9 protein-coding genes and 1 pseudogene are annotated in these 15325 nt (G+C 61.8%); 7 read left to right on the top strand and 3 right to left on the bottom strand.

The window, feature by feature from the left end:
• Nucleotides 1-2 precede the first annotated feature (2 nt).
• The gene (locus LVD11_RS09515) at nucleotides 3-1856 is read right to left on the bottom strand and encodes a putative nucleotidyltransferase substrate binding domain-containing protein (protein WP_237058375.1); all 1854 of its coding nucleotides are present in this window, start codon (nucleotides 1854-1856) and stop codon (nucleotides 3-5) included.
• 869 nt (nucleotides 1857-2725) lie between these two features.
• Between LVD11_RS09515 and LVD11_RS09510 the strand changes: the two genes are divergently transcribed.
• The 4 genes from LVD11_RS09510 to aceE all read left to right on the top strand — a co-directional run bounded on the left by LVD11_RS09510 (nucleotide 2726) and on the right by aceE (nucleotide 10119).
• Nucleotides 2726-5272 (top strand): lipase-like domain-containing protein, encoded by a 2547-nt coding sequence (locus tag LVD11_RS09510; protein ID WP_237058373.1) that lies wholly within the window; start codon nucleotides 2726-2728, stop codon nucleotides 5270-5272.
• A gap of 293 nt (nucleotides 5273-5565) precedes the next feature.
• The gene (locus LVD11_RS09505; protein WP_237058365.1) at nucleotides 5566-6048 is read left to right on the top strand and encodes an Lrp/AsnC family transcriptional regulator; all 483 of its coding nucleotides are present in this window, start codon (nucleotides 5566-5568) and stop codon (nucleotides 6046-6048) included.
• 57 nt (nucleotides 6049-6105) lie between these two features.
• Complete coding sequence (megL, locus tag LVD11_RS09500) at nucleotides 6106-7290, top strand: methionine gamma-lyase (RefSeq protein ID WP_237058356.1); 1185 nt, start codon at nucleotides 6106-6108, stop codon at nucleotides 7288-7290.
• A 111-nt stretch (nucleotides 7291-7401) separates the two neighbouring features.
• Complete coding sequence (gene aceE, locus LVD11_RS09495) at nucleotides 7402-10119, top strand: pyruvate dehydrogenase (acetyl-transferring), homodimeric type (RefSeq protein ID WP_237058354.1); 2718 nt, start codon at nucleotides 7402-7404, stop codon at nucleotides 10117-10119.
• A gap of 32 nt (nucleotides 10120-10151) precedes the next feature.
• Here aceE and LVD11_RS09490 read toward each other — a convergent pair whose 3' ends face one another.
• Nucleotides 10152-10883 (bottom strand): pseudouridine synthase, encoded by a 732-nt coding sequence (locus LVD11_RS09490; RefSeq protein ID WP_237058352.1) that lies wholly within the window; start codon nucleotides 10881-10883, stop codon nucleotides 10152-10154.
• Nucleotides 10884-10994: 111 nt separating this feature from the next.
• On the opposite strand from LVD11_RS09490, the gene LVD11_RS09485 reads away from it, so the two are divergent.
• From LVD11_RS09485 to LVD11_RS16995, 3 genes and pseudogenes are all read left to right on the top strand, one after another.
• Complete coding sequence (locus tag LVD11_RS09485) at nucleotides 10995-11918, top strand: metallophosphoesterase (protein ID WP_237058350.1); 924 nt, start codon at nucleotides 10995-10997, stop codon at nucleotides 11916-11918.
• A gap of 1092 nt (nucleotides 11919-13010) precedes the next feature.
• Nucleotides 13011-13301, top strand: coding sequence for a hypothetical protein (locus LVD11_RS09480; protein WP_237058348.1), 291 nt, complete (start codon nucleotides 13011-13013; stop codon nucleotides 13299-13301).
• A 128-nt stretch (nucleotides 13302-13429) separates the two neighbouring features.
• Nucleotides 13430-13744, top strand: a pseudogene (locus tag LVD11_RS16995) (RtcB family protein); the annotation flags it as partial.
• 96 nt (nucleotides 13745-13840) lie between these two features.
• On the opposite strand, the gene LVD11_RS09475 reads toward LVD11_RS16995, so the two are convergent.
• A complete protein-coding gene (locus tag LVD11_RS09475) occupies nucleotides 13841-15268 on the bottom strand; it encodes a patatin-like phospholipase family protein (protein WP_237058346.1) in 1428 nt (475 codons plus the stop codon).
• Between the last annotated feature and the right edge of the window lie 57 nt (nucleotides 15269-15325).

Raw genomic sequence — 15325 nt, 5'->3', positions numbered from 1 at the left:
GCTCAGAGACCCTGCCGGAAATGGCTGCGCATGGCTTCCTGGGCGTCGTGCACCACGGTAAAGGCATCCTTCAGGTGCTTGCGCTCCAGGCCGGGCAACTCGTCCGGGTTCAGGTGGTTGCTGGTGCGGTGGCCGTCAGTAACCTGTCGACACTGGTTTTCCACCCGTAGCTGCTGGATGGTGTCATAGGCGTCCTGCAGGTTGCGGCCGTCCCCGATGGTAAGGATGCGCGCGTCCACCAGGTGTTGCAGCCGCTCGCGCGTATTTACCGCGGGTATGCCGTGGGCCAGGGCGTGGATACGGGCCAGGTCGACGATGGGTAGTACGCCGCGCTTCTTGATATCGAACTCGTCGCGGTGCTCGCCGTTGCGCTCTACCAGGAAGCGCCGGAATATCCCCAGTGGCGGGGTCTGTTCCAGTACGTTGGCGGCCAGGGCCGCCAGGAAAATGGCGTCACGACGAGCGCGGGACAGCATATGCCGCTGAAGCTGCTCGCACAGGTGTGCGTCACCGTAGACACTGCGCAGGTCGAAGAAAATCGACACACGCATCACGGCCTCCGGCGTGGGGGCATGGGTCCAGTTGTCCACGGTGCGGCGCCATTCACTCAGCGGCTGGCGCCAGCGGTCGGTGGTGGCCATCACCTTGCCGTTGCAGTAGGGGTAGCCGCAGGCATTCAGGCCGTCGCAGACAAAGGTGGCCAGCCGGCGAAACCAGTCCATGTCGTTGGCGGTGGCGCGGTTGTCGATCAACAGGCCGTTGTCCTGGTCGGCGCCGACCAGTTGCTCACCGCGCCCCTGGGAGCCGAAGCCCAGCCAGCAGAAGGGCACCGGTGCCGGTCCCAGTTTCTCGGTCGCCAGCTCAATGAGGCGGCAGGTAACCGCATCACTGATAGCGGTGAGTACGCGGCTCAGCTGGTGGGCGCGCATGCCGCCGCGTACCGCCTGCACCATCAGTGACGGCAATGAGCTGGTCATGGCCGCGAGGCTCTCCACGTCCTGCTGGCGGGAGAGGTGCTGGACCAGGTAAACCGGGTCGTTCTCACGCGCCAGCATCAGGTCCGAGGAGGTGATGATGCCTACCACCTTGCCATCTTGCTGCACCGGCAGGTGGTGGATGCCCTCGCGGGTCATGGCCAGCACGGCGTCGAACACGCTGGCATCCAGTTCGATGCGCTTGGGTTCGCAAGTCATGATGTCGCGAATCGGGGTGTGCACCGGCAGGCCCCTGGCGAGCGCGCGGCTGCGCAGGTCGCGGTCGGTGACAATGCCCAGCAACTGCTCACCGTCCTTCACCAGCAGGGAGGAGACCCGGTGTTCGGTCATGGTTCGCGCCGCTGCCTGCAGCGGGGTTTCCGGCGGCAGTGACAGCGGGTTGCTGGTGACATGGTTGGCCAGGGGCTGGGTCAGCAGGTTGGTGTCCGGGCGATAGCGGGCGGCGCGCCGCAGGCGCCGGTTGCGCTGGCTGTGGAAGTGGCGGTCGAAGTCGCGAAACTGCGCCCGCAGGGCCTCGTAGGCGGCGCGGGGCAACTGGTAGAGCAGGGTGTCCTCGATGGTTTCCGCCACCACGCCTTCTGATCCCACGTCGAGCCCGTGGATATTGAAGCTCTCGCCCTCGCCGAGCCGGTCCAGCAGCTGCCGGTCTTCGCTGCGGATTTCCACCGCCCCGCTGCGCACAATACGCAGGGCGTAGGCGGCCGAGTCGGCGCGAATTTGCTCACCCTTGCGCAGGTAAGTGATCCGGATCCTGCGTGCTGTATCCTGCTGCGTGGGTTTGGGCAGCCCGCCGAAGGGGGGGCAGTGGCGCAGGAAGGACACCACTGACTGTATTTCCGGCAGCTTTGGGTCTGCATTCATGGGGGTGGCCCCTTGCTTGTGCCTTTTAGGGCCATGCTACGCGATTGGACCCATGGGGGCGATTAGACTTTGGTGAAAGCCGCGCAACGCTGCACGCCGGTGGTCAGGCCGGTCGCCTGCGGACTTTCCTGCGCGAGCGATTGCGGCAAGAGGTAAGGCCCGTTTACAAGCTTTTCTCGCGATCTTTCCTGCACTTCATTGATCAGTCCACATCCGGGGGGGCACTTTCTTCACCTTTTTACGCGGCCCTTAATTTTTAATCGGCGCCGAAATAATCTTTTTCCAGCCGTGGGTTGATGTTCGCCAGGGCGGGGCTGGATATGGAGTGGGCGATTGTCTGCTTGATGAGATGAGCGGCTGACAGGTGAAGCTGGGGAGCCCTCCCTGTTAATAGCCCGGCCAGAGTTTTTACGTTTATCTTTCGAAGCCTGGCCGGTCGAAGTTTTGGCCATCGTTCACACCTTTGCAGTGGCGGGCGTCCCCTTTGGCAGTGCCTGTTCGGGGACTGGTAAGTCTGTATTTATTCTATTTGTGCGCTGTTTCTCAGGGGACGTACAGTCACTTTTTTGCTGTTTACACTGTTTCATTTTCGTGACTAGAATCATTTCGCCAGCCATTTCAGCGGTTCTCCATGGCTGTGATGTCAGTAAAAAAACAATTTAAAAAATAATAAAACTTTTTCAAATAAAAACAGCGACAACACGCCAAGTCATCATCAATCCCCGGCAAACCGCCGTGTGTCCAAAGTGTCGTAATGCCGTAGTCTGCTTCTGGATAAACCGGCCTGTCCTAAAGGTATGGAGTTTTCCTTTTAATTGATCGTTGACGTGTTGCCAAATCAAGTTCACAGAGAGAATGAGGTTCGGCGCATGATGAAGAGACTTACCCCCGTTTATCTCGGGATACTTTCGCTATTTGTTCTGCAGCTACCCCTGGCCGCCCACGCATCCAATTTACCCGCCGACAGGTACAAGCTGACACTCGCCCACAGCGGCAAGTGCGTCAATGTGCCCGGTGGCAGCATATCCAGTAACGTCCAGCTGGAGCAGGCCAACTGCTCGGGCTCCACCGTCCAGGATTTCGATGTCAGCCCGGTGGGCGGCGGTTATTACAAGATTATCAATGTAAACAGCGGCAAGGCCATGCGGGTGCAGGGCGGCTCCCAGTCGGATGGCGCGGCACTGGTTCAGTACAGCTGGTACGACTACGGCTCCCAGCACTTCCTGCCGCAGAAGAACGGGAGTGGCTATATTCTCCGGAACAGGAACTCGGGCAAGTGTGTCGAGCTCTCGGGTGCATCCCAGGATGACGGGGCCCGGCTGGTGCAGATGTCCTGTAGCGGTTCGCCACAGCAGACCTTTGCCATCAATCCGACCATCGACGGTGAGCGCACCCTGGCGCCCGGCAGGTACACGGCCCGGGCGGTGCACTCTGGGCTCTGTCTTGATGTTCCCTCCTCCAGCACCGCCAATGGCAAGCAGCTGCAGCAGTGGCGCTGCAACGGCACCGCCGCACAGCAGTTCGACTTTGTTTACGCAGGCGCTGGCCGCTACGAGATCATCAACGTCAACAGCGGTAAGTGCGTCGACGTGTACTGGGGCCAGACCGGCAACGGCACCCCTGTCCAGCAGTACAGCTGCAACCAGGGAAGCAACCAGCGGTTCCTGGTCGAGGGAACCGGTGACGGGGAGTTCTTTATAAAAACCGCGTTGTCGGGCAACAAACCGATGGATGTCTCCGGTGTCTCCACCGACGACGGGGCTGAAATCCACCTCTGGGACGAGCATGGCGGTGACAACCAGAAATGGACGCTCGAGCCGGTGGTTTATGAGGCGGCGGTGCAGGATGGTATCTACAACATTGTTGCCAGGCACAGCGGTAAATGCCTGGACGTGCCGGGATCGAGCACCACCGCAGGTACCCAGCTCCAGCAATACTCCTGTAACGGTACCAGCGCGCAGACGTTCGAGCTGATCCACCAGGCCGATGGGTACTTCAATATCCAGAACACCAACAGTGGCCTGTCACTTTCGGTGCGGAATTTTGCCGACGCTGCCAGTGCGGCAATCGAGCAGGACGAGGGGTATGGCAGTGACAACCAGCTCTTCCGCTTCGTGCCCTATGGCTCCGGCTACGTGATCCGGCCGAAGTCCAGCTACCAGTGCCTGGATGTTAACAACAGCGTGTTCAGCTCCGGTTACCAGGAATTGGAGCAGTACACCTGCAACTACGATGACAACCAGGTCTTTGAGCTGCAGCCGCTGGCAACCGCGGCCAGTTACACCGCCGCCCAGGCCGCCAACAATGAAACTGTTGTCCTGCTGCACGGTTTCGCCGGCTGGGGCCGCAACGAGCTGTTTGGTTTCAAGTACTGGGGGGGCGGCTGGAAAGGCAAGCGGGACCTGCAGGAATACCTGAAATCCCGTGGCCACGATACCGTCACCCTGGCGGTCGGGCCGCTCAGCTCCAACTGGGACCGGGCGGTTGAGGCCTACTACCAGCTGAAGGGCGGCTGCGTGAACTATGGTGCAACCCATGCCTCGACCCATGGGCACGCGCAATTTGGTCGCTGCTTCGGCGGGCTGCTGCCGGACTGGAATGCCTCCAGCAAGATCCATATCATCGCCCACAGCCAGGGCGGCCAGACGGCCCGGGTGCTGCTCAAACTACTGCGGGATGGCTCGCCCGAGGAGAACTACGAGGCCGGTACGGTGTTCGAGGGCGGCAGGAACTGGGTGCACAGTATCACCACGGTTTCCACGCCCCACAACGGCACCACGCTGACAGAGTTCTTCAACCCACTGGACATCACCGAGCAACTGGTAACCTCCATCTACCGGACGGCGGGCCTGGTCAGTGTCGAGAACGTGGTCTACGACCTCAAGCTGGACCAGTGGGCACTGACGCGCCAATCCGGGGAAAGCTGGGATGACTACTTCCGGCGCGTAAAGGACCACCGCCTGTGGGAAGATTCCCTGGATACGTCACTCTATGACCTGAGTGCGGAGGGGGCACCCTATATCTACGGTGGCGCCATCACCTATCCGGATGTTTACTATTTTTCCTATTCGAACCAGTCCACCTTCAAGGGACTGTTTACGAGCAAGCAGTACCCCATTGCTTCCACTTTCCTGCCGTTTATGCCGCAGTCCCTGTTCATGGGGCAGTACAAGAACAGCAACCTTGGGGTCGATTCCAGCTGGTTCGCCAATGACAGTGCGGTGAACACCAGCAGCATGGTGGCGCCGATGGGAGCCCCTTACCAGGACTACAACGGCTTGCCCGTACCCGGTGTATGGCAGCACATGGGCAAGAAGTCCGGCTGGGACCACCTGGATGTGACCGGGATGTTTACCCTGAAGGATATCAACCCGATGTACCTGAACCACGTGGAGGTCCTGAAGTCCCTGGATTGACCTGGTCCTCCCTGTCCAGGGGAGGCATATGACGGGGCTCTGCATGCAGCGGGGTCCGTGCCAAGGCCAGCCCGGCATCGGGCTGGCCTTTTTTGATGGCCGCCCCCGGCCGGGCCGGCACACCGGATTCCCAGCCGCCGCCTGCCGTCCCTCCGTGGCCCACCTAATAACCGAAAATCCCGTCGCCAGCGGAACCGAATTTTCTTAATTTGAGCCGGTGACAGGACATTGCGAATTAATAATATTCGGAATAATCTTAGTTTTTCCTAATCATACTCTGTGAGGCTTCTCGAATGGTAACCTCTGTTTCGTCGCTGGACCGTACGGATATCGCCATCCTGCGGGTCCTCCAGGCCGAAGGTCGGATCAGTAACGTGGAGCTGTCCGACCGGGTGCACCTGTCGCCGCCGGCCACGCTGGCCCGGGTCAGGCGGCTGGAACAGGAGGGCTATATCAGCGGCTACGCGGCGATGCTCAACCGGGAGAAACTGGGGCACGACAACCTGGCCCTGATCGAGATCGCCCTGGAGCTGCACCAGTATGAGCGGATCGCCGAGGTGCTCGACCGCCTTGTGGCCATGCCCGAGGTGCTGGAGTGCTACCACGTGACCGGTGAATACGACTACATGATCAAGGTCAGCACCGTGAACAACCGCGCGCTCGATCACTTCATCGCCGCGCGTCTGATACCGCTGCCGGGCATTGCCCGGATCCATACCAGCATCGTGTTGAAGGCGCTGAAGCAGACAACCGAGCTGGATCTGCCGGAACCCTAGGCGGGGCACGTACCAGCTTGTGTGCCCCGCGGATGTATAACGATAAGAGAGGCACACATGTGGGAATCCAAGAATATCGAGACCAACGCCATCCACGGCGGCAAGCAGTCGCAGGGTGAGCACGGGCCCCTGTCCACACCCATCTACCAGACTTCCACCTTCGTCTTCGACGACGTGCAGCAGGGTGCCGACCGCTTCGCCGGTGAGGCAGGCGGGCACATCTATTCCCGGCTGGGCAACCCCACCGTGGAGGAGCTGGAAAACCGCATGGCCATCCTCGAGGGCACCGAAGCGGCCGCCGCCTTCGGCTCCGGCATGGGCGCGGTGTCCGCAGCGATCTTCGCGCTGCTGAAGGCCGGCGATCACCTTGTCACTTCCCACCGCCTGTACGGCTGCACCTATGCCCTGTTCAACCACCAGCTGCCGGCGCTGGGTATCGAGGTCAGCTTTGTGGACCTGGCCGACCCGCAGGCAGTGCGGGAGGCCATCAAGCCGAACACCAAAGTGATCTACGGCGAGACCCCGATCAATCCCTGCATGACAGTGATGGACCTGGACGCCCTGGCCGGTATCGCCAGGGAGCGCGGTATCGTCACGGTGATCGACAACACTTTCATGTCGCCGATCCTGCAGCGCCCGGCCGAGCACGGCATCGACCTGGTGCTGCACTCGGCCACCAAGTACCTGAACGGCCATGGCGACGTGGTAGCGGGCATCCTCTGCGGGCCGGCTGAACTGATTGACCAGATCAAGATGACCACCCGCAAGGACATGGGCGCGGTGATGAGCCCGCACGATGCCTGGCTGGTGATTCGCGGCCTCAAGACCCTGCACCTGCGCATGCAGCGCCACGGCGAGAACGGGCAGGTGGTGGCCGAGTACCTGGAGAAGCACCCCGCAGTCGAGAAGGTCTACTACCCGGGGCTGCCGGGCCACCCGGGCTACAAGCTGCTGGGTACGCAGATGAGTGGCGCTGGCGGCGTGATGGCGTTTGAGCTCAAGCAGGGCTTCGAGCAGGCGGTGGCCTTTATCAACAAGCTGCAGATGTGCAAGCGCGCGGTCAGCCTCGGTGACGCCGAGACCCTGATCCAGCACCCGGCCTCCATGACCCACTCCACCTACGAGCCCGAGGAACTGGCGGCGGCGGGTATCTCCCGCACGCTGATTCGCCTGGCAGTGGGGCTGGAGAACGCCGAGGACATCGTCGCCGACCTGGAGCAGGCGCTGGCCGGTATCGGCTGACAGCGACAGTCTGGATTTGCGAAGAAGTAACGGGAGTGCAGCCCCGGCGTCGGGGCCGGGCTGTATCTTCCTGTGGAGTTGGGCTGGAGCAGACAAGCGGGGCAGGGCAAGGTGAACATACAAGTGGATCCGCAGGATTGCGTCGGGGAGCAGGACCCGGAACTGCAGGAGTGGCGCGAGGCGCTGGAGGATATCCTGCGTTACCAGGGCGCCGGCCGCGCCCGGGAAATCCTGCGCGAACTGCAGGAGCGCCTGGTGCGCAGCGGCGTGCCGCTGGACGAGGCGCCGCTGAACACGCCCTACCGCAACACCATCCCGCTGTCCGCGCAGCCTGCCTATCCGGGAGACCTGGAGCTGGAGCGGCGGGTGGAGGACATGATCCGCTGGAACGCCATCGCCATGGTATTGCAGGCGGCGGACAGCGGCACCGGGGTCGGCGGCCATATCGCCACCTACGCCTCTGCCGCCACCATGCTCGAGGTGGGTTTCAACCATTTCTTCCGCTGCCGTGACGAGCGTTACGGCGGCGACCAGCTCAACGTGCAGGCCCACGCCGCGCCGGGCATCTACGCCCGTGCCTTCCTGGAGGGGCGCCTTACCGAGCAGCAACTGAAAAATTTCCGTCGCCAGCTGCAGCCGGGCGGCGGCCTCTCGTCCTACCCGCACCCACGGCAGATGCCGGATTTCTGGCAGGCCCCCACCGCGTCCATGGGCCTCTCCACGCCGTCGGCCATCTACCAGGCACGCTTCGCCAAGTACCTGGAGGCACGCGGCCTCAAGCCTGCCAACGGTGGCAAGGTGTGGAACTTTATCGGCGACGGCGAGGCGGACGAGCCGGAAGTGCTGGGCACCATCAACATTGCCGCGCGGGAAAAACTCGACAACCTGGTGCTGGTGGTGAACTGCAACCTGCAGCGCCTGGATGGCCCGGTGCGGGGCAACGGCAAGATCATCCAGGAACTGGAGCGCAGCTTCCGCGGCGCCGACTGGCAGGTGATCAAGGTGGTGTGGGGCAGCGGCTGGGATACGCTGCTGCAGAACGACCACCGCGGCGTGTTACAGAAGCGCATGGACGAAACGCTGGACGGCGACTACCAGCTGTATTCCACCCGGCCCGGCGGCGCCCAGCGCGAGCACTGGGTGGAAGACTCCCCCGAACTCAGGGCCCTGATGAGCAGCCTGACCGACGACGAGGTACGCGAGATCAAGCGCGGTGGCCAGGACCCGAAAAAAATCCATGCGGCATTTGCCCGCGCGGCCGAGAGCAGCGGCCGGCCCACGGTGATCCTGGTGAAAACCGTCAAGGGCGACGGCCTGGGCGAGGCGGCCCAGGGCAAGAACACCGCGCACCAGCAAAAACAGTTCTCCCGCGAGGACCGTATCGCCATCGGCCGCCGATTGGGTATTCCCCTCGATGACGAGGCATTGGGTCGGGCCGCCTTCTACTCCCCGCCGGAGGACTCTGAAGAGCTGCGTTACCTGCGCGAGCGGCGCCGCGCCCTCGGCGGGCCCATGCCGTCGCGACGCGTTGACTGTGCGGCGCTGGCGGCACCGGAGCGAGCGCTGTTTGCCGAGTTCTACCGGGGCAGCGGCGAGCGCGCTATCTCCACCACCATGGCGGTGGTGCGCATGATGGCCAAGCTGATCAAAGACAAAAGCATCGGTAACTATATTGTCCCCATCGTACCGGACGAGGCGCGCACTTTTGGCATGGAGGCGCTGTTTCGCGAGGCGGGCATCTATGCCCCCGGCGGGCAGAAGTACCTGCCGGTGGACGCCGACAGCCTGCTGCCGTATCGCGAGGCGGCCGACGGCCAGATACTGCAGGAGGGCATCTGCGAGGCCGGTGCCATGGCCTCGTTCCTGGCCGCCGGTACCGCCTACGCCAACCACGGCGTACCCACCATCCCGCTGTATATTTTCTACAGCATGTTCGGTTTCCAGCGGGTGGGGGATCTCATCTGGGCCGCGGCCGACAGTATGTGCCGCGGTTTCCTGCTGGGCGGTACTGCCGGGCGGACCACCCTCAACGGCGAGGGGCTACAGCACCAGGATGGCCACTCCCATATCCTCGCCTCCACCGTGCCCAACCTGCGCAGCTATGACCCGGCCTTTGCCTATGAGCTTGCGATCATCCTGCGAGAGGGCATCGAGGAAATGTACGGCCGTGGCGAGCAGGTGTTCTACTACCTCACGGTTTACAACGAAAACTACCCCATGCCCGCACTGCCGGAAAAAGCGCTCGAGCGGATCGAGGAAGGCGTGCTGAAGGGGATTTACCTCTACCGCGAATCGGAATTGACGCAGGGCGGCGCACCCCGGGTGCAGTTGTTCGGCAGCGGCAGCATTATGCAGCAGGTGCTGGCCGCGCAGGAACTGCTGGCCGAAAAAGGCGTGTGCGCCGATGTGTGGAGTGTCACCAGCTATACCGAGCTCGCCCGCGACGCCGAACAGGTGGAGCGCCACAACCGCCTGCAGCCCGGCGCAAAACGGGAACCCTATCTGCAAAGGGTGTTGCGGGGCATAGAGGGACCGGTGTTGGCCTGCACCGACTACATGCGCGCACTGCCCACCAGTATCTCCCGCTGGGTGCCCGGCCGTTACGTGGTGTTAGGTACCGACGGTTTCGGCCTGAGCGAAGCGCGGGATGACCTGCGCAGGTATTTCGAGGTGGACGCCGCCAGTATCGCCTACGCTGCGCTGGCGACGCTGTGCGAGGAGGACATGATCAGTCCAGGAGCGTTGAGGAGTTACGGTGGGGAGCTGGGTGTTGTTGGTGGGCAATCCCCTGACGAGCGGGCGCAACCAGCTCCCGTGCTTGCGGAGTGAGTCATGTGGCGGGGGCGATGGGAGTCCGGTAGTCAGCGGGGCGGCAGCGCCCAGCCCAGCGTCTCCAGCAGTGCGGCGAAGCAGCCCTGCGGCGGAGCACAGATAGACAGCCGTTCGCCGGTCACCGGGTGATCCAGTTCCAGGCGGTGGGCGTGCAGCAATAGGCGCGCGCAGCCGAACTGCTGGGCGAAGAAGCGGTTGTGCACCGACTTGCCATACTTGGGGCAGCCGATCAGCGGGTGGTGCAGGTGCTTGAAGTGGCGGCGGATCTGGTGGCGACGCCCGGTTTCCAGCTCCACTTCCACCAGCGAATAGCGGCTTGAAGGATAGCGGTCGACCGCATAGGGCAGTTCGGTAGTGTCCAGCCGCCGGAAACGCGTCACCGCCGGTTGGCGGGGCTGGTCGGCTTTGGGGCGCTTGCGCTGGTGCCTGAAATCGTTGACCGGCGCCAACGGGTAATCGATCACGCCTTCCTCCGGGCACCAGCCGCGGCACACGGCGATATACGCTTTCACAGAACTCTCTGAAGCCAGCTCTGCCTGCGCGCGGGCGGCGACTTCGCCGCTCTTGGCAAACAGGATCACCCCGGAGGTGGGCTTGTCGAGCCGGTGGATCGGGTACAGGTGGCAGCCCACCACGTCACGCAGGTGTTGCAGCAGGAAGCGGGTCTCGTGGCGATCAATCGACGATCGATGTACCAGCCAGCCTTCGGGCTTGTATGCCGCCACCAGGTAAGGATCTTCAAAGAGGATTTCGGGGTCCATGTACAGCGGACAGCCTGTAGTGGTGAAATGCTGCCTATTGTAATCTGATTACCGGTTGGCCGTACCGCCCGGTTGCTGACCAGCAATACCAGTTCAATACAGGAGTGCGCTTTGCCACAGGGCTACGACATTATCGGGGATATCCACGGGCATGCTGCTGAGCTGGAGCGGCTGCTCCTGCACCTGGGTTATCGGGAGACCGGATCCGGCTTCTGCCACCCGGGACGTAAGGTGATATTCCTCGGCGATTTTATCGATCGCGGCGAGCACCTGCGCCAGCACCGCCGGCTGCTTGAAATTGTCATGGCCATGGTGGATAACGGCCACGCCCTGGCAGTGATGGGCAACCACGAGTTCAATGCCCTGGCCTTCCACACGCTGCACCAGGGCGAGCCCCTGCGCCCGCGTACCCGCAGGAATACCCGCCAGCACCAGGCTTTCCTCAACGAGTTCGACGATCGACCTGCGCTGAAGCGGGAAGTGCTGGACTTTTTTCGCCAGTTACCGATGTGGCTGGAACTGGAAGGGTGCAGGGTGGTGCATGCCTGCTGGGCCCAGGAGCATGTAGACCTGCTGCGCGACAGGGCGCCGGATGCCCGGCTGGACCATGACCTGCTCGTGGCCGCCTCGACGCGAGGAACTGCCGAGTTTCGTGCGGTGGAAACACTCCTGAAGGGCTTCGAAGTATCGCTGCCGGAGGGAATTGCCTTTGCCGACAAGGATGGCAATTCCCGTGAGGCTGTGCGGGTGCAATGGTGGAAGAGAGAGGCATCCTGTCTCGGCGATATCGCATTGCCGTTGGGGGTGGATATCGGCCAGGCGGCAGCTCTCGGGGTGCCAGAAGATGTTCCCGAGTATCCAGTCGATGCTGTCCCCTGTTTTATCGGGCACTACTGGCTCCATGGTGAGCCAGGGCCACTGACTGACAATGTGGCTTGCCTGGATTATTCGGTCGCTGGGGGAGGGAAGCTCGTCGCCTATCGATTCGACGGCGAGAGGGAGCTGGAAGCGTCGTCTTTTGCGTACGTGCCCTGATCCATTTCCATTAGCGCTGACGGCTGCAGTGAGAAAAAAATACGCCGATTATGCGCATCCTGTCGTAGCGTTCACTTGCGTCCGCGCGGCGGGCCGCTACAATCCCCGGCAACCAATGGAGACTCACCAATGCAACTGACAAGGTACATAAAGCCCGGTTTATTGCCCGCTTCCCAGGGGAAGCGGTGGTCTGTTTTGTCCATTACCAATAGCCCGTATTGATAGCCCTCCGGAATCCGGGAGGCAGTGAGCCTTCCGGACCCGGCCCGAAAGCCCCCGCAGGTTCGCCCGTGGGGGCTTTTTTTTGGCTGGGCGATAGCCTGTTGTATGAGAGTTCTCGCCTGGTGGGTGGGCGGCAACCGTACGGGGTCGTGGCGGACCGGGGAATGAAGGAAGGAAGCAATGCAGACACAACGATCGAGAACGGGACAGAGCTAAGCGTATGACCAGTCGCTCAACCGGCCCCGAGGCCCAAATTTCCATGCCATCTCAGCGGTAGGGCCATGCTCGCGCAGAATTTATGTAACCCATTGAAAAATAAAGAAAAAATGTGATTTTCGGGGTTGCATATGCTCCGTTTCATGATAGTTTTAAAAGAAGTCCTGGCGCAGGGTAGCAGTACCGGCGCAATCGTCCGGGGAGGAGGTGAAGGCAGTGGCCTTGCCCCGTAATGAGGAGACAACAGTGTCGATAGCGCAACGTCAACAGCAATCACAGGAGGCAGCCCGGAAGTCAGGGTGCTGCTTCTGCATCTGCGCGTTGCCCCGGGATGTTGTGTCCCGGCCAGGTAGCTTCAGTAAGATCCTGGAAACTGATGGGAAACAAATGACTGCGTAGCAGGCCATTCTGGTTGGCTGCGTGCCGACCGGATACTTGGGCAAAAGGTTTGAGGACCCGGTTGGCTTCCCGCCATCCGGGTTTTTTTATGTCTGGCAGAAAGTGCACTGGGAACTGGCCTGTGGGCCGTTGTCCGGAAATCAATTCCGTTATATGGCGGGGCCTGTAAAGCGCATTCGTATTTGCGGGAGACCTCACAGGCTTGAACCCTGTGCCTGGCCGAAGAGGAAATCCCGGAGGAGGGAGGGTATCAATATGAGGCTGATAATCGGTGCCCGTCTCGAGCAGGGATGTCTTGGCGCAACGAACTATATTGCGGCGAAGCGACTCTTGCGGGAGTTTCCCGTCACGGTTTTACAGGTTCTGCAACCAACGCCCAGTCGTGAGTCCCTGGTGGGTTTCCTGGCCTGGGCAAATTGCAATCGCACCCTGCCGGGGCGTGTTGTGATCAGCCAGGTTGCCCCGGTGGATCGTCACCTGGCAATGCAGTATTTGCTCGGTCGCGGCTACCGGACTGCGGACCGGGTCAATTTTATCCGTATTTAATGTGCCCACCGCTTGACTGGCTGAGCCTGGCTCATCGAAATCCATGGGGCCAGGTTCGATTCCTGTCGGGCGTGCCGGCAGGGGGCAGGAGACCATGAAAATGGGAGGAGGAATTTCAAGGATGTCATGCGTATTACCCCTGGATGCCGGATGTATACCAGGGTACAGGCGTCACTGCGGACTCTGTGATTGCGATGTTGGGGATGATTCTTCCCGCAGCTGTTGCAGTGGATACAGGCAGTGGCGCGAATACCGTATGCGTAACGCCGCGCGCCAACCTGCTAGCGGACAGCCTGCAGCCACTGCGGGATGCCATTGAGGTGAAAGCCCACGAGTGCAAGGCCAGACACATGCTGGCCAATGCCCGGGAAGCTGCCTGCAAACGTTTCGCTCCCGGAGTGGGCAGGCTGTTCAGAAAGCACCCGGCGCTGCGGAAAAGTTAGAGGCCCATGCCGCCCGGGTCACAGGGGGTTGGCATGTGCCTGCCTGTAACGGGCCCGGATAAGAAAGAGCGCGACGGTGGCGGCTACCGCAGATTTCTACTGGTTGCCGTTCCCTGCTCCGGGTGCCGGCAGGGAAGCCGCACCGGCTACCGGTACAGGCGTGTCGGGAATCTGCGCGCCCACCGCTTGCACCAGTCGCTGGAAGTCCGGGTTGTTGAACAGCAACGAGCGCCCGGTGTTGATCAGTGTGGTTGCCTGTATATCGGTGAGGGACAGGCCGGTCGGGATACTGTCAAAGTAGCGACGCTCGGCCTCCGGCAGGTTGCCGAATCCAATCCTGACAAAGTGCGGTGTGACATTGATGCCCTGGGCCGCGAGTTCCCCGGTCCAGCGTTCCAGCCGGTCCCCCATCAGGTCAATGGTGGCGGCGTTGTATCGATGCAGCTGGACATCGGTAACGGCGTTTATGGTGTCTTTCACCGTCGGGGGCCGGCTCGACTGCTCTATGACGGTGGGCGCGTTGGTTGCGGCGTCCACTGTGATCACCGCAAGGTTCGGATTCGCCTTTGCGCGCAGTCGCCTGATGAACTCGGGGGCGCCCCCGGTAATTTCCACCATTTCGTAAATGGCCATCAGCCCCAGGTTGTCGGTAATACCGCCGTCGATCAGGTGGACAAACGGCCGCGCCTGCTCGTCGCCATAGCTCTGCAAGTCGCGGACAAGCTCGCGAACCTGGCTTGACTCGTGATCCTGTTGTGCCGCCTGGAGCAGCTCCATGGATTGGCATGCGGGACGGCAGTTACCGAAGTTCCTCAGTACCACGGGATTGAACACCAGTGGCACTGCGGCAGAAGCGGTGACAGCCCGCGCAACCGGGTAGCTGTCGATATCCGAGCACAGCAGGTCGAAGTATTCCTGCAGGAAAGAGAACCGTACTCCCCGCCCCAGGTCGGTGGCGTTGATCACAATCAGCGGGCCGCCTGCCTGTTTCAGATCGGCGAATGTCTTGTTGCGGAACAGTGTTTCCTCAAAATAGCTGACGACATGGTCTGTGCGGTTGCGCTCACCGAGCAGGGCCGACGGGTCCAGCAACCGCTTTACCAGGCTGCGGGATACATCAGCGCGCAGGAAGCTGCCCTCGAAGTCGGAGAAAATCCGGTCACCGTAGAGGCCATAGTAGGCCGCCGGGAAGCTGCCCCCCGACACCGAGCTGATCATGTCCGCCTCATCCAGGAGACTCTGGCGCTTTCCCTGTGTGGTGGTAATGGTGATTTCCCTCAGGCCCAGCATGACACCGTAGGCGAGGGCAGCGGCGCGATGCCCGCCGCCGGAAAACGTCAGAATCAGGGTAAAGTCGCCGTCGCGCCGGGTCCTGGCGTCGTGGGCGAGGGAGTAGCTCTCACAGTTGAGTGGGTCTGTGGTGGGCTGGTTCTGGTAGCCTGGCAGTACTATCTCGTTGCTGGCACAGCCGGCCAGCAGTGCGGTTAACAGCAGTGCGAGCGGGCGTCCGGCCCTGGAAGTCATTTTCACGTCCACTTGTCCTGGTTATCCGGTTGCGTCCATGTCGGACCCGCAGCGCCT

The sequence above is a fragment of the Microbulbifer sediminum genome, assembly GCF_021729035.1.
Classification (GTDB): Bacteria; Pseudomonadota; Gammaproteobacteria; order Pseudomonadales; family Cellvibrionaceae; genus Microbulbifer; species Microbulbifer sediminum.
The sequence above is the reverse complement of the archived record's forward strand: the minus strand, read 5'-3'. Positions and strand labels throughout refer to the sequence as shown.